The organism is Actinoallomurus rhizosphaericola (genome assembly GCF_024055675.1).
In the GTDB taxonomy this organism is placed as follows: Bacteria; Actinomycetota; Actinomycetes; order Streptosporangiales; family Streptosporangiaceae; genus Actinoallomurus; species Actinoallomurus soli.
In genome coordinates this window covers 145,983-164,083 of the sequence record NZ_JAMXMW010000006.1, presented here as the reverse complement: position 1 = coordinate 164,083, position 18,101 = coordinate 145,983, and the positions used below count along the sequence as shown (strand labels likewise).

Below are 18,101 nucleotides of genomic sequence, written 5' to 3'. Positions count from 1 at the left end.
TCAGCCCGCCAGCGCCCGCGCGAACGCCTCGTGGACGTCCGTGCTGAACAGCACGAACCGCACCTCGTCCACCCGGCTCGGCGTCGCTCGTACGGTGCCGACCGCGATGCGCGCGGCGTCGTCCAGCGGCCAGCCGTAGATGCCGGCGGACACGGCGGGGAAGGCGACCGTCGCGGCGCCCAGCTCGTCGGCGACCCGCAGCGACTCCCGGTAACAGGAGGCGAGCAGCTCGGACCGGTCCTCGGACCGGGAGTACACGGGGCCGACCGTGTGGATCACCCAGCGCGCGGGCAGCCGTCCGGCGGTCGTCGCCACCGCCTGCCCGGTCGGCAGCCCCTTCCCGTACCGGGACGCGCGCAGCTGCCGGCACTCGGCCACGATCTCCGGGCCGCCCCGCCGGTGGATGGCGCCGTCCACGCCGCCTCCGCCGAGAAGCGAGGAGTTCGCGGCGTTGACGACCGCGTCGACCTCCTGCTCGGTGATATCGCCCTGCACCAACCTGATCGACGTCATCGTCCCTTCCTACAGCGAACGACCTGCTGGAGTCAGTGGCCGCGGTGGCGGGCCTTCTTCTTCGCGAGGGCGGCCGCCCGGCGCCGTTCGGCACGGTCGGCCTTCCGCGCCCGGGCGTCGGCGGCCCCCTGCGCCTTCCGCTGCTCGTATTCGAGGCGTACGGCCTCCTGGGAGGCGGTGCCGCGTCGTCCCTCGGCGGCGCGGGCGGCCTCGCGCGCCGCCAGTTTGGCGGCGCGCTTGGGGTTGACCCGGGGCCGGGACGGACGGGCGTCCGCCGGTACGGGCGGGTTGGCGGCGGCCTTCGCCAGGAGCGCCGAGCCGTGCCGCAGCAGGAACTCGTGGAGCTCCGCGTCGGTGGGCTCGCCGCCGAAGACGATCCGGGTGGCCCGCGTCTCGCCGCCCTCGGTGATCTCCAGGATGCCGACCCAGAACGGGTCTTCGAAGCACACGGTCAGCGCCACGGCGCTCATCGTCCCTCCAGTGTCCATGCCGAGCACCGGCCTGACGAGGCCGGATTCCGGCACACCGGACATCCCTGGGAAGGGCGGATACAGACCGTCGGAGTCGACGGCGCCCGGGCTACCTACCGGGCCGCGTTTTCGTGTGCGGTCCGCATTCTACGGGCACGTGTCGCCCGGCGTCCTGCCCGCGAAGCGGTCGGTGAGGAAGGACAGCACGTCGTTCTGGCGGACGACCATCTCGACCGCGTGCTCCCCGATGAGGTCGCGGACGACCTGCACGGTGGCACCCTTGGCGCACCAGGTGCGCGTCAGGGCGTCGTCCTGGCCGACGGGAACGATCTCGTCGGTGTTCGCGTGGTAGTCGTAGATCGGCGTGGTCGGCGCCGCCGCGCCCATGGTGTTCTTCTGGAGCATCGCCGCCACGGAGGGGACCGAGAGCGGGTCGGGCACGGTGGTGTAGTCCGCGAGCCTCTTGAACGCGAAGCCGGTGAGCAGGTCGGTCAGGCACTTGCCGCGCGCCTGCTGCAGCGCCACCTTGCCCTGGGCGTTGGTCAGGTCGTCGATGCCGGCCTCGGGGTACTCCGCGGCGAGGCTGACGGTGGCCGCGGCCTCGAACCCGGAGAAGACCCCGCCGTCCAGCGACCGCGCCACCGCGGCCGGGTCGGCGGGAGTGCCGCCCATGGCCGCCCCGACGAGCCTGACGTCCGGAGCGTACGAGGGCTGCAGCTCGGCGGCCCAGCCGGTCGCCTGCGCGCCGCCGGAGTAGCCGTTCAGGGCCCAGGGGTTGGTCGTGCCGACGCCGCCCGCGCCGAGGTTCCGTACGGCCCGGATGCCGTCGAGCACGGCGTGCCCGGCCTGCGGGCCACCCATGAACACCGACTTCGGGCCCTCGAAGTCGGGCATCGCCACGGCCCAGCCCTTGGCCAGCACGGCGGCCGGGTAGATCGCGGACGAGGCCGCGTACCCCTGGCCCGAGGAGACTCCGTACGACGGCGCGCACTGCGTCCCGGTGGAGTCCTCGGCCGCCTGCACCGAGACCACGGGACGCGGACCGCCGCCCGTCCACGCCTTCTTCGGGACGAGCAGCGTGGTGACCGCCAGCTCGGGCTGACCGTGCGAGTCGTTCGTCCGGTAGGAGATCTGCCAGGCGTCGGTCGTCGTGCCCAGGCCGCCCACCTTGGGGGTGATCGTCCGGTCGTCGACGACCTGGCCCGGCCGGTAGGAGCCGATGTCGGCCGGTGCGCTGTAGAAGGGGTCCTGGTCGGGCGGCACCGAACCGGCCGGTGGCCGATCGGCGGCGTACGCGGCGCCGGCCGCGAGGGTCAGCGCGGCGGCGGCGATCGGCAGCGCACGGACGGTTCTGGCGGCGAGCCGAAGGCGGGGGACGGCCGTGGTCATCGGTCACTCCAGCGGAGGCGGGCACCGGACCTCATCGGTGCGGAAGCCTGGACTATCTCCCGTACGCCGCCGGGACGATAGGCGAGCACCGTCAAACGGCGGCCCGCGATTTGCGACCAATGTGATAAACGATCACTTACTCGCACGCGCTGGCTTCACAACTTCGCCGAAGCCCACGTCACTCGAGCACGGGCGGGGCGGGAGCACCGACCCCCCGGGCCGCCTGCTGGATCTGTTCAGCGATCCGATCGGCGCGACCCTCTCGGTGCAGCAAGAACGCGAGGGTCGACTTCTGCACCGCCCAGCCGGTGTGAGCCGCCCGGCCGTCCACCATGATGACCAGTCCCGCAGAACTCGGCACGACGGCCTGGACGGTCCGGAGATCGACGCGCTCGGTCCGGTACTTGTTGCGAAGCACGAGCTCGGTCGGCGTGAGCCTGATCAACGGCCGGAAGAAGAGCCACCAGAAGTAGACGTCGATGCCGAGCGACCACAGGAGCGGGAGGAAGAACGCCGCACTCCGAGACTCGATCAGATCTGCGGCCCCTCCGAGTCCCATCAGGAGGAAGAACAGCATGACCAGCGCCACGAAGATCCGTAGGGCCGGTCCCATCCGCCAGGTGACCACCGGAGTCTCCACGCACTGATCATGCATCCACGGCTCCCACCTGACCAGACGCGGGATCGCTTCGGCCGAGGATCCTGGTGGCTCACACGACCGAAACTCTCGGCACAGGCCTTTGGTCTTCCGAGGGGCCGCCCCGGGGGAGGGGCCGCTCCCCTCGGAAATGGGGGGAAGGGGCGTCTTCGGGTGACGACATGCGCCGTACCCGGCTGGGCGCTTCAACGAATGCGCTGATGCCAATCCGCCAGAAGCGGTGTCACGGCCCATAGGTCCCCGCCGTCCACCGTCGTCGAGGCCCTGTCACGCGCCTGCTGGTCCGCGTTGAAGGCGACACTGAGGCCGACTTCGTCGAACAGCGGCAGGTCCGACCGGCTGTCGCCGATGGCGGCGCACTGGGACGGGCCAAAGCCGAGATTCTCCGCGTAGCGCAGCGCGAAGTCACGTTTGCCGAACTCATCGAGGGTGGCCCGCACTCGGCCGGTGAAGGACCCGTTGCGGATTTCCAGCTCAGGTCCGCAGTAGGCGGCGAACCCGAACCTCTTCCCGAGATGCTTCCCGATCGGCTGCCAGGCCAGGGTGGCCAGTACCGGCAGCAGACGATGAGCACGGCACCACTGGACCGTCTCCGCGATTCCGTCGACGAGCGGCAGTTGAGTCAGCCAGTCGTCGATCTCCCGTTCGGTGCGGTCCGCCCATGCGAGGGCGTCCACCGCCGCGATCTCGGGGTTGGTCAATTGACCGGCCGCGTAGGCCGCCTCGGCCTTAATCATCTCCTCCTCCGTGCCCAGATATCGGGCTACGTGGACAGCGGAGCCGGGGGCCGGTACGAGGGTGCCGTCAATGTCGACGAAGACTATGCCGACCCATGCCGACGGGTCGGAAACGACCTTCCACCCGTCACGGTTTCCCCTCACAACCTGCTCCTTCTCGTCGTGCGGACAGCTCTGCCGGAGATACGGTGCCGAAGGGGTCCTGCACAACCGCGAAGCCGGCGCATAGTGAAAAGGCTCGACCGCAACTCTCACGCACTCACCGATCCAGCCGCTCCACGCCATGATGGCTGCGATCTCTGCAGCAGGCCGGTTAATCAAGTCGATTCACTGCCGAGAATCCCGCGGGCTCATGTGACGAAAACTCTCGGCGCAGGCCATTGGTCTTCCGAGGGGCGGCCCCGGGGGGAGGGGCCGCACCCTCGGAAAATGGGGGGAAGGGGCGTCTTCGGGAGACCGGGATCCCCGGTCAGGTGAGGGCCTGCTCTGGCTTCGGGCGGCAGTCGGGGCAGTAGCCCCAGAAGGTGACGTCGGCCTCGTCGACCAGGTAGCCGGCGTCGCGGGCGGGCTCGAGGCACGGCGCCTCGCCGACGGCGCAGTCGACGTCCGTGACCCGGCCGCAGTCGCGGCAGACGAGATGGTGGTGGTTGTCGCCGACCCGTCCCTCGAACCGCGCCGGGCTGCCGGCCGGCTCGATCCGCCGTACGAGGCCGGCGCCGGTGAAGGCGTGCAGGGCTTCGTAGACCGCCTGCACGGACACCTGGCCGAGCCGCTCGCGCACCCGGCCGGTCACCGTCTCGACGTCGAGGTGGTCGCCGGAGCGCACGGTGTCGAGGATCGCGATCCGTGCGGCGGTCACGCGGAACCCGGCCGCGCGCAGCTCGGCCGCCGGGTCGTGGAGGTGCCCCCGGTCCTTCACGTCGCCCACGCCATCTCCCTGGCTTGATGCATTCAGGACAATGATAGACGCAGGTTTGCCTGGATGGTGGATCCCGAAATATAGATCTACCTGGAATAACGTTTCACAGGGCGGTGATGAGCCGGCGGATCTCGTCCTCGGTGGTGTAGTAGTGCACGGACGCGCGCACGCGAGGTTCGGGCCGGGCGCCCTCGTCGTAGCGGTACGTCTGCTCGGAGACCCGCACGTGGATCCGCTGTTCGGCGAGCGACGCCGTGATCTCGGCGGCCGACCGGTCCCGGTGCGTGAACGTCACGATGCCCGAGCGGTGCAGGCCCCGGTCCCGTACGGTGACGGCCGGGAGCTCGGCGAGGGCCGTGCGCAGCAGCGCGCCGAGTTCCAGGACGCGCTCCTCGATGGCGGCGAGGCCGATCTCCAGGGCGTGGTCCGCGGCGGCGCCCAGGCCGAGGTGCCCGGCGACGGAGCGTTCCCACGACTCGAACCGGCGGGCGTCGCCGCGCAGCTCGTACGACTCCGGTCCCGTCCAGTCCGCGGCCCGCAGGTCGAGGAACGGCGGTTCGAGGAGGTCGAGCGCCGACCGCCGTACGTAGAGGAATCCGGTGCCGCGGGGGCCGCGCAGGAACTTGCGGCCCGTGGCCGACAGCAGGTCGCAGCCGATCTCCTCGACGTCGACGACGAGCTGGCCCACGGACTGGCAGGCGTCGAGGAGGTACAGGGCGCCGGCGGCGCGGGCGAGGCGGCCGACCTCGGCGACCGGGTTGATGAGGCCGTCGTGGGTGGGGACGTGGTTGATCGCCACGAGCCGTACGTCGTCGTCGAGCGCGGCCTCGAGGGCGTCGAGGGAGATCTGGCCGTACTCGTCGTCGGGGATGACCTCGATCTTCACGCCCTTCCGGCGGGCGGCGTGGAGGAAGGCGATCGCGTTGCTGGAGTACTCACTGGCGGTGGTGAGGACGCGGTCCCCGGGACGGAACGGGATGCCGTAGAAGGCCATGTCCCAGGCGCGTGTGGCGTTCTCCGTGCAGGCGATCTCGTCGGGGTGCGCGCCGATGAGGCGGGCGAGGGAGTCGTACGTTCCGGAGAGTCGTTCCTCGACGGCGTCGGCCGCCTCGTACCCGCCGACGCGCGCCTCGAGGTCGAGGTGCTCGCGCATCACGTCGAGGACGACCTGCGGGGGCAGCGCCGATCCGGCGGCGTTGAGGTGCACGACCTCCCGGCAACCGGGGGTCTCGGCGCGGAGGGCCGCGATGTCGAGCAAGATCACTCCAATTATCCGTAATGCGCAGAACATGCCATCCTGGGGATCTTTCCCGGAGATGGTGGGTGTGATGCGGCGGACGGTGCTGATGGCCGCGCTGGCCGGTGTCGTGGCAGCGGCGGCGGCCTGCGGCGGAGGCGGTGCGACGAAGCACCCGCCGCGCGCCACCGCGCCATCCGGCCGGGCACCGGACGGCGCCGAGAACGGGCCGATCACGGTGGCGTTCGCCGGGGACGTCCACTTCAACGGGCGGCTCGCCGCGCGCCTGGCCGATCCCGCCACCGCCCTCGGCCCGACCATCCCCGAGCTGAAGCGCGCCGACCTGGCGATGGTCAACCTGGAGACGGCCGTCACCACACGCGGGACGAAGGCGCCGAAGCAGTTCACGTTCCGGGCGCCGCCGAGCGCGTTCGGCGCACTGCGGGCCGCCGGGATCGACGTCGTGACCATGGCCAACAACCACGCCATGGACTACGGCACGGTCGGCCTGCGCGACTCGCTCGCCGCCATCAAGAGGTCGGGCTTCCCCACCGTCGGCATCGGCGCGAACATCGCCCAGGCCTTCCGGCCGTACTACGTGACGGTGAAGGGGAACCGCCTCGCCATCCTCGGGGCGACGCAGGTCCTGGACGACAACCTGATCACCGCCTGGACGGCGACCGCCAAGAAGGGCGGCCTGGCCTCGGCCAAGAACGTTCCGCGCCTCGTCGCGGAGGTGCGCGCGGCGCGGCGCCACGCCGACACCGTCATCGTCTACCTGCACTGGGGGCAGGAGAAGAACCCCTGCCCGCTGCCCCGCCAGAAGACGCTGGCCCGCGCGCTCGTCCGGGCCGGCGCGGACGTGATCGTCGGCGGCCACGCCCACATCCCCCTCGGCGGCGGGTACATGAAGGGCCGGTACGTCGACTACGGTCTCGGCAACTACTTCTTCACCGCCCCGGGCCGCAACGACCCCGACTCCGGCATCCTCGAGGTGACCCTGCGCAAGCGGAAGGTGCTGGGGGCCGAGTGGAAGCCGGTCTACATCACCAAGGGGGTGCCGCGGCTCCTCAACGGCACCGCGGCGACCCGGGCGCACGCCAAGTGGGAGCGGCTGCGCCGCTGCACCGGCCTCGCCGCCGCGCCCTGATCAGGACGAGGCCGCCGCGATGAGGTCGCGGTACCACGCGTACGACGCGCGCGGCGTGCGCCGCTGGGTGGCGTAGTCGACGTGGACGAGCCCGAAGCGCGGGTGGAATCCCTCGGCCCACTCGAAGTTGTCGAGCAGCGACCAGACGTAGTACCCGCGCACGTCGACGCCGTCGTTCATCGCCGCCTGCACCGCCCCGACGTGCGCGGTGAGGAAGCCGATGCGGGCGGAGTCGTCGAGCGACTCGTCGTAGGAGCACCCGCTCTCGGTGATGTACACCGGCGGCAGCGCGGCGCCGTACCGGTCCCGCAGGTCGACGAGGAGCCGGTGCAGCCCGTCCGGGACGACCGGCCAGCCCATCCCCGTCGTCGGGTACCCGGTCAGGTCGCGCATCGCGAAGGGCAGGGAGTCGTCGGTCGGGGCGGCGACCCCGGTCGGGTGGTAGTAGTTCACGCCGAGGACGTCGATCGGCGCGCGGATCAGCTCGAGGTCGCCGTCCCGGACATGGGACAGGTCCAGGCCGAGGGCCGGGTAATGGCCACGCAGGATCGGGTCGGTGAACTGCCAGTTCAGCAGGTCGTCGAACGCGGCGGCGGCCGTGGCGTCCTCGGCGGTGTCACCGGCGGGCCAGGCCGGGGTGTAGTGGTTGGCGATCCCGACCCGCCGCGCGCCGGCGGCCCGCAGGGCGGCGGTGGCGAGCCCGTGTCCGAGGAGCTGGTGGTGCGCGGTGGGCAGCGCGCCGAGCATGAGCGTCCGGCCCGGAGCGTAGATCCCGAACGCGTAGCCGTACGCCATCACGACCATCGGCTCGTTCAGCGTGATCCACAGGTCGACGCGGTCGGCGAGCCGGTCGGCGACGATCGCGGCGTACTCGGCGAACCGGTGGGCCGTGTCGCGGTTCATCCAGCCGCCGGCGTCCTCCAGGGGCTGCGGCAGGTCCCAGTGGTACAGCGTGGGCACGGCCGCGACCCCGCGTTCGGCGAGGCCGTCGACGAGGCGGTCGTAGAAGTCCAGGCCCTTGGGGTTGACCGGCCCGCCGCCGGTGGGCTGGACGCGGGGCCACGCGACGGAGAAGCGGTACGCGCGGGCGCCCAGGCCGGCGATCAGGTCGAGGTCCTCGGCCCAGCGGTGGTAGTGGTCGCAGGCGACGTCGGCGGTGTGCCCGTCCCGTACGCGGCCGGGCTCCCGGCAGAAGGTGTCCCACGTGGACGGGCCCCGGCCGTCCTCCTCCGTCGCGCCCTCGATCTGGTACGCCGAGGTCGCGACGCCCCAGTGGAAGTCAGGGGGGAACACGGCCCACCTCCACGCAAACGTGAATGGACCTCGGATATTACGCGCCGGTATCCGGGCCGGAAAAGGCATGATTGGACGTGTGACGACGGATAGCTCGGCGCTGCGCCGCCGACCTGCGCAACGACGGAGCGCCGAACGCGTCCAGCGCATGCTCGACGCGTGTGCGGAGATCCTCGACGAGTCCGGGTACGACGGCCTGTCCACCACCAAGATCGCCCAGCGGGCGGAGGTCGCGATCGGCTCGGTCTACCAGTTCTTCCCCGACAAGAAGGCGATCGCCCAGCAGCTCGCGCTCCGCAACCTGGACATGTTCGGCGAGCGGGTGGGGCGGGCGCTCGCCGAGCGGAGGTACGAGCACTGGTACGACGCCGTCGGCACGGTCATCGAGGTCTTCGTCGGGATGCACCGTACGGTCCCGGGCTTTCGGGTGCTGCGCTTCGGCGACATCGCGGACGTCCACCTGCTGGACGTCGCGGCCGAGAACAACGCCGTCGTCGCGGACCGGCTCAAGACGCTCCTCGTCTCGGTGTTCGACCTGCCGGACGACGGGGACTTCACCCGCGCGCTGGCCGTCTCCGTCGAGGCGGCCGACGCGGTGCTCAAGCTGGCCTTCCGCAACGACCCCGACGGCGACCCGGCGCTCCTCGCCGAGGTCGAGCGCCTGATCCACGGCTACCTGGCCGACCACCTCGGCGACCGCTGAACGAGGACCGAACGGACGAGGGCCCAGCCTCCGGAACGGAGACCGGGCCCTCATCGCCTGCGCGGCGCGTCAGCGGCGGAGGAGCCGCCAGGCGCCGGGCAGCAGGCCCGCGGCGAGCGCGATCTTGATCGCGTCGCCGACGAGGAACGGCCGGACGCCCATCGAGAGGGCCTGGCCCAGGCCGCTGTGCGTCCAGGCCATCAGCCACGGCACCCCGACGGCGTAGATCACCGCGAGGCCGAGGGCCATCGTGCCCACGGTCCGCACCGGCGACCGGTCACCGCCACGGGCGGCCAGGGCGCCCACGACCGCGCCCGCCAGCACGAAGCCGAGGATGTAACCGAACGACGCCATCCGCCAGCCCGACGTGCCGTCGGAGAACCACGGCACGCCGACCATGCCGGCGAGGGTGTACAGCGCCATCGAGAGGGCGCCACGGCGGAACCCGAGCGCCGCCCCCGACAGCAGGACCGCGAAGGTCTGGCCGGTCACCGGCACCGGCGTGCCCGGGATCGGCACGCTGACCTGGGCGGCCAGTCCGACGAAGACCGCCGCGCCGACGACCAGCGCGACGTCGCGGACCAGCCGGCCCGGCACGAGGTCGCCGAGGACGGCCGGACGGGTCGCCACAGCCTGCGAGTTGGACACCTAGAACCTCCCTTTCGAGGGTTATCGCGCTCATTGTCCCTTCCAAGGTCGATGATGAGCGCGCGGCGGCTCCGCCAAAAGATGGCCCCCCGGCTTTGTAACCGGTCGCCCTCGGCGGCGGCTCGAAGTCTCAATCCTCGGTGGGCGCCCGAGATCTCAGTCCTCCGTGGGCGCGCCCGTCTCCAGCAGCCGGCCGTCGGACAACCGCAGCCAGCGGCTCACTCCGATCTCGGCGAGGAACCGTTCGTCGTGGCTGACCACGACGAACGCGCCCTCGTAGGCGTTCAGCGCACTCTCCAACTGGCCGACGCTGACCAGGTCGAGGTTGTTGGTCGGCTCGTCGAGCAGCAGCAACTGGGGCGCGGGCTCGGCGAACAGGACACAGGCCAGGGTGGCGCGCAGCCGTTCGCCCCCGGACAACACCCCGACCGGAAGGTGGATGCGTGATCCTCGGAACAGGAAGCGGGCGAGAAGGTGCATCCGCTGCGACTCCGGCATCCCGGGCGCGTACGCGGCGAGGTTCTCCGCCACGGTACGGTCCGGGTCCAGCAGGTCGAGCCGCTGGGACAGGTACGCGACCCGGCCGTCGGCCCGGCGGGTCGTGCCGCCGTCCGGATCCAGCTCACCGCCGATCAGGCGCAGCAGAGTGGACTTGCCGCCGCCGTTCGGCCCGGTCAGCGCGATCCGCTCGGGACCCCGGATGATGAGGTCGACGCCGTCTCCGGCGAAGACCGCGCGCTCGCCGTGGCGGACCCGCATCCCCTCGCCCACGAACACCGTCCGCCCGGCCGGAACGTTCGTCCCGGGCAGCTCCAGCGTGATCTTCTGGTCGTCGCGCAGCGCCCGGCTCGCCTCGTCGAGCCGGGCCCTGGCCCCGGCGACCCGCGCGGCGTGCGTCTCGTCCGCCCTGCCCGCCGACTCCTGCGCACGCCGTTTCCGCGCGCCGGCGAGGATCTTGGGCAGACCGGCGTTCTGGAGGTTCCGCGCGGCGTTGGAGGCCCGGCGCTCGGCCCGCTCCCGGGCCTGCTGCATCTCCCGCTTCTCCCGCTTGACCTCCTGCTCGGCGCTGCGAACGTTCTTCTCGGCGACCTCGCGCTCGGCCTGTACGGCGTCCTCGTAGGCGGTGAAGTTCCCGCCGTAGTAGCGGACCTCGCCCCGGTCGAGCTCGGCGATGCGGTCCATGCGGTCGAGGAGCGCGCGGTCGTGGCTGACCACCAGCAGGCAGCCCTTCCAGTCGTCCAGGACCGCGTAGAGCCTGCGGCGCGCGTCGAGGTCCAGGTTGTTGGTCGGCTCGTCGAGCAGCAGCACGTCCGGCCGCTTCAGCAGCTGCGCCGCGAGCCCGAGCGAGACGATCTGGCCGCCACTGAGCGTGCGCAGGCACCGGTCGAGGGCGACGTCTCCGAGGCCGAGCCGGTCGAGCTGCGCCTGGGTGCGCTCCTCGATGTCCCAGTCGTCACCGACGACCGCGAAGTTCTCCTCGCTCGCGTCCCCGGCCTCGATGGCGTCGATCGCACGGATCACCGGCGCGACCTCCAGGACCTCCGCCACGGTCAGGTCCCCGGTCAGCGGCAGCGTCTGGGGGAGGTACCCCGGCACGCCTTCGACGGACACCGTGCCGCCACCGGGCCGGAGCTCACCGGCGATCAGCTTGAGCAGGGTGCTCTTCCCGGCGCCGTTCGGCGCGACGAGGCCCGTACGGCCGCCGCCCACGGAGAAGGACAGGTCCTGGAAGACGGGAGTGTCGTCGGGCCAGGAGAAGGACAGGTTCGAGCAGACGATGAAAGCGTCGGACATGACAGAGCCCTCAAGTTCAGGCGCGGGGACACGACACCCGCAGGGATTGGTGAGAACGACCGAATGGCCACGCCGGCGGCGCTCCACGCGCACGCCGGTGGCCGTCACATCCGGGTATCAGCCGGAGATGTCGTCGTCACCAACCACGTCTGTCTCCCTGATTCGGGGCTACTCGAACGTTCACCCTACCAGCGGTCTCAGAGCCGGGCACGGTCGCTCGTTCAGGCGCTTCGCAGCATCGCCCGGACGGTGTCGCGTGCCGCGTCGACCCGGCTTCCGCTGTCGAGCTCGATGAGCACCGTCTCCGAAGCGAGCGCGATGAGAAGGCGGACGTGGACGCCCACCGGCGTCATGCCGATCGCCTCCATGCTGGGGGCCACGAGTGCTTCGAACCGGTCGAGGAGCTCGGCGAAGAACGCGCCGCGCTCCGCGTGCGCGCGTGATTCGAGGATCAGCGCCTTGACCGCATGGTTGGCCAGGCACGCGTCGAGGTACGCCTCGACGGCGGCCACGAGGAAGTCGTGCCCCGGGTCCAGCGATGCGACGGCGGCGAGCACCTGCTCTCCGACGCGGTCGTAGAAGCGGCGCTCGATCGCCGCGATGAACGCCGCGCGGTCGGTGAAGTGGACGTAGAAGGTGCCCTTGGCCACTCCGGCCTGGGACGTCACCGCGGCGACGCTCAGACCGGCGAGCCCGTGACGCGCCGCCACCACCTCGCCGGCGTCGAGCAGTCTCTCCCTGGTCTCTCGTCCCTTCGGAGTGACCGGGACGTCGTCGGGGCGCGTCGCTGGCATGGGATCAGCCTATCTGACCGCACGGTCATAAAAAAATGACCGTGTGGTCATTTCCTGTGCTACGGTCCTCGCCGGAAGGTGCGTACGCCCCGTACGAGCGGGCCGCACCGGAAAGGGTGAGACACATGAGCGACGACACCGTGCTCGTCACCGGAGGCACCGGATTCCTCGGCGCGTACTGCATCCTGCGGCTGCTCCAGGCCGGTTACCGCGTGCGAACCACCGTCCGGGACCTCCGGCGCTCGCCGGACGTACGCGCGATGCTGCGCAGCGGCGGTGCCGGCGACGACGCCGCCGTGGAGTTCGTCCAGGCCGACCTCACCGCCGACGACGGGTGGTCCTCCGCCGTCGCCGGCTGCACCTATGTGCTGCACGTGGCATCGCCGTACCCGGCGCAGGCTCCGCGCGACGAGAACGAGCTGATCGTCCCGGCGCGGGACGGCACACTTCGGGTCCTGCGCGCCGCGCGCGATGCGGGCGTCCAGCGGGTGGTCCTCACTTCGTCGTTCGCGGCGATCGGCTACGGTCACGCCCGCGTGGACCACGTGTTCACCGAACTCGACTGGACGGATCCCGACGGCCCCGGCGTCGGGGCATATCAGCGATCGAAGACCCTGGCCGAGCGTGCGGCGTGGGACTTCGTCGAACGCGAAGGCAAAGGCGTCGAGCTCGCGGTCGTCAACCCCGTCGGCATCCTGGGGCCCCTGCTCGGGCCCCCGACCACCTCGGTCCTGCTGATCCAGAGCCTGCTCAACAGGGAAATGCCCGCTCTGCCGCGCCTCTCCTTCGGGATCGTCGATGTACGCGACGTGGCGGACCTGCAGCTACGGGCCATGACCGACCCCGCGGCCGGTGGAGAGCGCTTCCTCGCCACGGCCGGCGATTCACTCTGGGTGTCCGAGATCGCCCGCATCCTCCGGGACGGCCTCGGCGCCGCCGGCAAGCGGGTTCCCACCCGGGTGCTCCCCGACTTCGCCGTCCGCGCCCTCGCCCTGGTGAGCTCGTCGGCGCGGCCGATGGTGCACGACCTGGGCGTGTTCAAGCCGCTCAGCAACGACAAGGCCCGCGACGTCCTGGGATGGCGGCCGCGCTCCGCCGAAGACGCCTTGATCGCCACCGGCGAGAGCCTCGTGAAACGCGGACTGATCGAACATCACTGAAGTACGCCAACCGGGGCCGCCCGCATCGACGTGTCATTATTCACCGGGCCAAGCGGCGGTGGAAATCGTCCATCAAGCAGCACGGTGGAGGTCGGAGAACCGGCTCTCCCACATCCTGCGGACCCTGGGTGGAAGGACAAGGGCGGCCCATACCCGCCGCAGCAGACGGACGTTCAGCAGCCGGCGCAGATCGTCCACGGTGGAGCTTTCGCGGATGACGCGCATGTACAGGAGCCGGACGTCCGATGGTTCGTCGAGGTCGTAGGTACGGCGAGGGCCCGAGTCGAGATGGCCGGGCAGGGTGATCCGGCCGCTGACCGGGCCGGTCAGCTCCTCTAGCGACTCCGGTGTCGCGTACGGGCGGTTGGCCCCGTACCCCCTGATGTCCATACGCCAAGTCTCTCCTTCTTCGGTGATCCACAGTCCGAAGTGGCCGACCTCGCCGGGCTGCCCCAAGCGATCCGAGGCTGTAACTCCAGCAGGAACAAATCCCTGCTCAGGTGACAGCGCCGATGAAGATCCCATCCTTCGGCTGCGACGGGCACGGCCGGCCACTTCCGGCGAACGTTCGTGGTCATCGCGCTAGGGAGCCGGCGGTAGGAGGCTTGCGTCGCGGACGTCGAAGGTGGCGCGTACGGTCTTGCCGGGTGGGGCCGGGTGGACGGTGACGCGGGCGAGTTCTTCGGCGATCCACAGGCCGAAGTGGCCGACCTCGCCGGGCAGGTCCTGCACGGGCAGGTCCGGTGAGGCGTCGGTGACGTCGATGACGATGGCCGCCTTGACCCCTTTCCGGGCGGTGAGGGCGAAGGTCACGGGGGCGGCGGCGTGGGCGATGGCGTTGGTGACCAGTTCGCTGGTGACCAGGACGACGTCCTCGACCAGGTCGGCGTTCCAGCCGAGCAGGACGGCGGTGGCCAGGGAGCGGGCGGTGACCACGGCGTAGGGGTCGCCGTCGAGACGGCAGGACCACTGCTGCTCGCGCGATGGGTCGGCGGTGCACTCGGGGGACATGCCGGGGACCTCCAGAAGGTGTGGGTGACCGCGGCGGCCGGGCATCGGGGGGAAGACCTCGGCCGCCGCGGTGGCTCGTTCAGGGTTCGGGGTGGCCGAGGACCTGGGTGATGCGGGCGGCGGCGATGTCGAGGTTGTCGACGTGGGCGATCCGGTCGCCGAACGACCAGCAGAACCACCACAGCCCCGCTTGGTCCCGCCGCAGCGAGAGGTCGTCGTTCAGCGGCGGCGCGAGCGGGTTCACCACCCGCAGTAAGGCCGCCTGCCCCTCGGAGGCGATGACCCGCGCGTACCACCCCTCCTCCCGCAGCCGTTCCGCGAGGGCTTCGAGATGCGCGGCGATCGATCCCCTGGTCTGGATCGTGTTGCCGGATCCGGACGCTGGGAGGCCGTCTTCGACCATTTCTCACCTATCCGTAACTGAGTCGTGACAGCATGTGGTCGCCGTCACGGTAGACGACCGACTCAGAGATAACAAGGTGGTAGGTAAGAAAATGAGCGCTTCCCTCGTACTGCGGAGGAGACTCGCCGGAGAACTGCGAGCTTTGCGCCTTAAGGCCGGAATGTCGCAGGAGGATGTCGCTACCCACCTGGAGGTCTCGAGCAACAAGATCGTCCGGATCGAGAACGCCCAAAGCTCGGTGAGCATCAGCGACCTACGCCAACTGCTGGCACTTTTCCGGGCCGACGCCCAGACCGCTGAACAGCTACTCGACCTCGGCCGCAACGCGCGCAAACGGGGCGGTTGGTGGTCGTCCTACCGCGACCTGCTACCCGGCCCGTACATCCAACTGGAGGCCGAAGCGACACTGGTTCGCAACTACCAGCCGAGCAAGGTGCCGGGACTGCTCCAGACGCCGGACTATGCCCGCGCGGTGGTTCGCGCCTCCAGTCTGACCGTTCCGCCCGAAGAGGTCGAACGACGGATCGCCGTACGGCTCAAACGCCAAGAACGGCTACAAGGTGACAATCCGCTCGAACTGCATGCGCTCCTCGACGAGGCCGTGCTACATCGGCAAGCTGGAGGGGCGGAGGTCATGCGCAGTCAGTTGGAGAGATTGATCGAGGCGGCGGACCTGCCCAATGTCAGCCTGCGGGTCCTGCCGTACGACGCCGGTCTGTATCCAGCGGCCGGTAACCCGTTCGTGATTCTCACCTTCGCCGGATCGGTCGATCCCGATGTGGTCCTCTGTGAGAATCGCGTCGGCGAGCGTTACTTCCATGACGCCGATGAGGTCGCTGGGTTCCACGCCGACTTCCGACAAATGATCGAGGACGCCCTGGACGAGACAACCTCGGTTACGCTCATCAAAAAGGCGATCACGGAGATGAGCGGATGAACTCGGACGCATCTGCTGTGGACTGGCGAAAGAGTAGCAGGTCGGATACGGAAGGCAACCAGTGCGTCGAGGTTGCCGTGGTGTGCGGATAGCCGTGCCGCAGAGGTGGTCATGAGGGCCGGAGGGGCTCTGCAGGTGCGGCGTTCGACTCTCCCCTAGGGGGAGAGGCCACGATGATGCCGTGCAGGACGAACCTCCGGGAGAGCGCGGCATGGCCATGGTGATCGACCTCGATGCCCGAGGGACGCAGCACTGCGAGACGTCGGCTCTGGGGGTGCTGCTGAGGCACCAGGGGCTCGATCTGTCCGAGCCCATGCTCTTCGGCCTCGGCTCCGGTCTGTCCTTCGTCTACTGGGACGGTAAGAACATGGGCTTCCCGTTCCTCGGGGGACGGGTCAAGCCTTTCGAACTCACCAGGAACCTGGCCGCCCGGCTCGGGCTGGAGCTTCTGGTCCGGGAGACCACGTCTCCCCGCAGGGCCTGGGAGCATGTGGTGGCCCTGATTGACGCGGGCCGCCCGGTCGGGCTGCAGCTCGACAGCCACCACCTGGATTACTTCACCTCGAAGGTGCACTTCGGCGGGCACGTCGTCGCGATGTACGGATACGACGACCACGACGCCTACCTGGTGGACACCGACCAGCAGGGCGGAGCGGTGTCCACGAGCCTGGCCGGCCTCGCCCGGGCCAGGGCCGCGCGCGGTCCGATGACCGCCAGGCACCGGTCGTTCACCCTCACCGCCCCGAGTGACCCGCCGTCCCCGCACGACCGGATCGTCCCCGCCATCACCGCCTGCGCCGAGGCCTTCCTCAACCCGCCCATCGCCAACCTCGGCCACCGCGGCATCGAGAAGGCCGGCACGCTGGTGCGCACCTGGCTTCAGCGCGCCGACGACCCGCAGGGGGACCTGCCGCAGGCCGCCCTCCTGATGGAGAAGGCCGGTACCGGCGGCGCCCTGTTCCGTAACCTCTACCGCGACTTCCTCGCCGAATGCGCCCTGCTGCTCGACAGCGGCCGGCTGCGTACGGGCCACAGGCTGTACACCGAGGCGGCGATCCTGTGGACGGAGGTCGCGGCACTGATCACGAAGGCCGGTGAATCGGGTGATGCGCGGTGCCTCGTCCAGGCGGGCACCATCCTCGGCGGTCTTTCACGCCTGGAGCGGGAGGCCATGCAGGCGCTGAGCGGACTCGGGGCCTGACCAAGCCGCCGGGCGGCACCGCCGGAACGGCGCCGTCCTCCCCGCGCAGGCGGGAAGGACGGCGCCGACGGGCAGATCAGTAGGTCGGCTGGACCCAGAGCTCGTACTGGCCGTAGCCGAGCGGGTCGCAGTGCCAGCCGACCCAGCGGTGCTGCGGGAAGCCCGCGTTGCCGGCGTCCGCGCAGGCCTGGAGCGAGGGGTAGACCCCACCGGGCACGAAGGTCGCGGCGGAGGCCGAGCCTGCGGAGAACAGGACACCGCCGGCGACGCCTGCGGCGAGGCCCAGCGGCAGCAAGACCTTGCGGATCATGCGTGAATCCCTTCTGACGATGACAAGCCGGTCGATGGCCCCCAAGCCCTCCAGCCCGGGATGGAGGGCTCGAAGGTCATCTACTTCGGCATACGGCCCTGACAGAAGACCGGTTCACGTCGTCAGAAAATAAGTCGATCTAGAGCCAGCCCTGGCGCTGGGCGGCGCGGACGGCCTCGATGCGGTTGCGGGCACCGGTCTTGCGGATGGCCGCGGACAGGTAGTTGCGGACCGTCCCCTCCGACAGGTGCAGCTTCCGCGCCACGTCGCCGATGGTCGAGCCGTCGGCCGCCGCGGTGAGCGCCTCGCGTTCGCGGGGGGACAGCGGGTTCGGGCCGGCGCTGAGCGCGGCGGCGGCGAGCGCCGGGTCGATGACGCGTTCGCCGGCCAGCACGCGCCGGATCGCGGCCGCCAGTTCGCGTGCCGGGCTGTCCTTGACGAGGAAGGCCGACGCGCCCGCCTCCATGGCGCTGCGCAGGTACCCCGGACGGCCGAACGTCGTCAGGATGATCACTCGGCAGTCCGGCAGGGCCGTGCGGAGCGCGGCGGCCGTGTCGATGCCGTTCCGGCCGGGCATCTCGATGTCGAGCAGCGCGATGTCGGGGCGCGTCCGCTCGGCGACGGTCAGGGCCTCATCGCCGTCGGCGGCCTCGCCGACCACCTCGATGTCCTCTTCGAGGCCGAGCAGGGTGGCGAGCGCGCCGCGGACCATGCCCTGATCCTCGGCCAGAAGTACGCGAATCATCCGTGTTCCTCTTCGACGAACGATGAGCT

Annotated in this window: 22 protein-coding genes; 6 read left to right on the top strand and 16 right to left on the bottom strand. The window is 70.5% G+C overall.

Features of this window, described 5'->3' with window-relative positions; all coding sequences use genetic code 11:
- From NE234_RS16170 to NE234_RS16140, 7 genes are all read right to left on the bottom strand, one after another.
- Positions 1-513: an O-acetyl-ADP-ribose deacetylase gene (locus NE234_RS16170; RefSeq protein ID WP_252781105.1), complete on the bottom strand. Its 513-nt coding sequence runs from the start codon at positions 511-513 to the stop codon at positions 1-3.
- Positions 514-545: 32 nt separating this feature from the next.
- On the bottom strand, positions 546-1,037 hold the full coding sequence (locus NE234_RS16165; protein ID WP_252781104.1) for a YjdF family protein: 492 nt from the start codon (positions 1,035-1,037) through the stop codon (positions 546-548).
- Positions 1,038-1,130: 93 nt separating this feature from the next.
- A complete protein-coding gene (locus tag NE234_RS16160; RefSeq protein WP_252781103.1) occupies positions 1,131-2,372 on the bottom strand; it encodes a lipase family protein in 1,242 nt (413 codons plus the stop codon).
- 178 nt (positions 2,373-2,550) lie between these two features.
- Positions 2,551-3,012: a hypothetical protein gene (locus tag NE234_RS16155; RefSeq protein ID WP_252781102.1), complete on the bottom strand. Its 462-nt coding sequence runs from the start codon at positions 3,010-3,012 to the stop codon at positions 2,551-2,553.
- Positions 3,013-3,215: 203 nt separating this feature from the next.
- A complete protein-coding gene (locus NE234_RS16150) occupies positions 3,216-4,052 on the bottom strand; it encodes an HAD family hydrolase (RefSeq protein WP_252781321.1) in 837 nt (278 codons plus the stop codon).
- Between the two features lie 184 nt (positions 4,053-4,236).
- A complete protein-coding gene (locus NE234_RS16145) occupies positions 4,237-4,686 on the bottom strand; it encodes a Fur family transcriptional regulator (protein WP_252781320.1) in 450 nt (149 codons plus the stop codon).
- A 103-nt stretch (positions 4,687-4,789) separates the two neighbouring features.
- Positions 4,790-5,950 carry an aminotransferase class V-fold PLP-dependent enzyme gene (locus tag NE234_RS16140; RefSeq protein WP_308206895.1) on the bottom strand — a complete coding sequence of 387 codons (1,161 nt, stop codon included), beginning with the start codon at positions 5,948-5,950 and terminating at the stop codon, positions 4,790-4,792.
- Between the two features lie 64 nt (positions 5,951-6,014).
- Here NE234_RS16140 and NE234_RS16135 point away from each other — a divergent pair, with 64 nt between their 5' ends.
- On the top strand, positions 6,015-7,073 hold the full coding sequence (locus tag NE234_RS16135) for a CapA family protein (protein WP_252781101.1): 1,059 nt from the start codon (positions 6,015-6,017) through the stop codon (positions 7,071-7,073).
- Here NE234_RS16135 and NE234_RS16130 read toward each other — a convergent pair whose 3' ends face one another.
- Positions 7,074-8,366 (bottom strand): GH1 family beta-glucosidase, encoded by a 1,293-nt coding sequence (locus NE234_RS16130; protein WP_252781100.1) that lies wholly within the window; start codon positions 8,364-8,366, stop codon positions 7,074-7,076.
- A 79-nt stretch (positions 8,367-8,445) separates the two neighbouring features.
- Between NE234_RS16130 and NE234_RS16125 the strand changes: the two genes are divergently transcribed.
- On the top strand, positions 8,446-9,069 hold the full coding sequence (locus tag NE234_RS16125) for a TetR/AcrR family transcriptional regulator (RefSeq protein WP_252781099.1): 624 nt from the start codon (positions 8,446-8,448) through the stop codon (positions 9,067-9,069).
- Positions 9,070-9,138: 69 nt separating this feature from the next.
- Here the strand turns inward: NE234_RS16125 and NE234_RS16120 are convergent, their stop codons facing one another.
- The 3 genes from NE234_RS16120 to NE234_RS16110 form a co-directional block, all read right to left on the bottom strand.
- Positions 9,139-9,717 (bottom strand): biotin transporter BioY, encoded by a 579-nt coding sequence (locus NE234_RS16120; protein ID WP_252781098.1) that lies wholly within the window; start codon positions 9,715-9,717, stop codon positions 9,139-9,141.
- Between the two features lie 156 nt (positions 9,718-9,873).
- On the bottom strand, positions 9,874-11,511 hold the full coding sequence (gene abc-f, locus NE234_RS16115) for a ribosomal protection-like ABC-F family protein (protein ID WP_252781097.1): 1,638 nt from the start codon (positions 11,509-11,511) through the stop codon (positions 9,874-9,876).
- A 221-nt stretch (positions 11,512-11,732) separates the two neighbouring features.
- A complete protein-coding gene (locus NE234_RS16110) occupies positions 11,733-12,305 on the bottom strand; it encodes a TetR/AcrR family transcriptional regulator (RefSeq protein ID WP_252781096.1) in 573 nt (190 codons plus the stop codon).
- Between the two features lie 125 nt (positions 12,306-12,430).
- Here NE234_RS16110 and NE234_RS16105 point away from each other — a divergent pair, with 125 nt between their 5' ends.
- Entirely contained in the window at positions 12,431-13,465 is a 1,035-nt protein-coding gene (locus NE234_RS16105) for an SDR family oxidoreductase (protein ID WP_252781095.1), read from the top strand.
- 72 nt (positions 13,466-13,537) lie between these two features.
- On the opposite strand, the gene NE234_RS16100 is transcribed toward NE234_RS16105, so the two are convergent.
- From NE234_RS16100 to NE234_RS16090, 3 genes are all read right to left on the bottom strand, one after another.
- On the bottom strand, positions 13,538-13,855 hold the full coding sequence (locus NE234_RS16100; protein ID WP_252781094.1) for a hypothetical protein: 318 nt from the start codon (positions 13,853-13,855) through the stop codon (positions 13,538-13,540).
- Positions 13,856-14,047: 192 nt separating this feature from the next.
- Positions 14,048-14,476, bottom strand: a complete 429-nt coding sequence (locus tag NE234_RS16095) for an ATP-binding protein (RefSeq protein ID WP_252781093.1) — start codon at positions 14,474-14,476, stop codon at positions 14,048-14,050.
- A 79-nt stretch (positions 14,477-14,555) separates the two neighbouring features.
- A complete protein-coding gene (locus NE234_RS16090) occupies positions 14,556-14,879 on the bottom strand; it encodes a hypothetical protein (protein ID WP_252781092.1) in 324 nt (107 codons plus the stop codon).
- A gap of 91 nt (positions 14,880-14,970) precedes the next feature.
- Here NE234_RS16090 and NE234_RS16085 point away from each other — a divergent pair, with 91 nt between their 5' ends.
- The 3 genes from NE234_RS16085 to NE234_RS16080 all read left to right on the top strand — a co-directional run bounded on the left by NE234_RS16085 (position 14,971) and on the right by NE234_RS16080 (position 17,017).
- Positions 14,971-15,816 carry a helix-turn-helix domain-containing protein gene (locus tag NE234_RS16085; protein ID WP_252781091.1) on the top strand — a complete coding sequence of 282 codons (846 nt, stop codon included), beginning with the start codon at positions 14,971-14,973 and terminating at the stop codon, positions 15,814-15,816.
- Positions 15,813-15,908, top strand: coding sequence for a DUF397 domain-containing protein (locus NE234_RS45940; RefSeq protein ID WP_406567008.1), 96 nt, complete (start codon positions 15,813-15,815; stop codon positions 15,906-15,908). Before NE234_RS16085 ends, NE234_RS45940 begins: the two co-directional genes overlap by 4 nt.
- 89 nt (positions 15,909-15,997) lie before the next feature.
- Positions 15,998-17,017 (top strand): BtrH N-terminal domain-containing protein, encoded by a 1,020-nt coding sequence (locus NE234_RS16080; RefSeq protein WP_252781090.1) that lies wholly within the window; start codon positions 15,998-16,000, stop codon positions 17,015-17,017.
- 76 nt (positions 17,018-17,093) lie between these two features.
- Here NE234_RS16080 and NE234_RS16075 read toward each other — a convergent pair whose 3' ends face one another.
- Both NE234_RS16075 and NE234_RS16070 read right to left on the bottom strand, forming a co-directional pair.
- The gene (locus NE234_RS16075; RefSeq protein ID WP_252781089.1) at positions 17,094-17,327 is read right to left on the bottom strand and encodes a hypothetical protein; all 234 of its coding nucleotides are present in this window, start codon (positions 17,325-17,327) and stop codon (positions 17,094-17,096) included.
- A 139-nt stretch (positions 17,328-17,466) separates the two neighbouring features.
- Entirely contained in the window at positions 17,467-18,072 is a 606-nt protein-coding gene (locus tag NE234_RS16070; RefSeq protein ID WP_252781088.1) for a response regulator transcription factor, read from the bottom strand.
- Positions 18,073-18,101 lie beyond the last annotated feature (29 nt).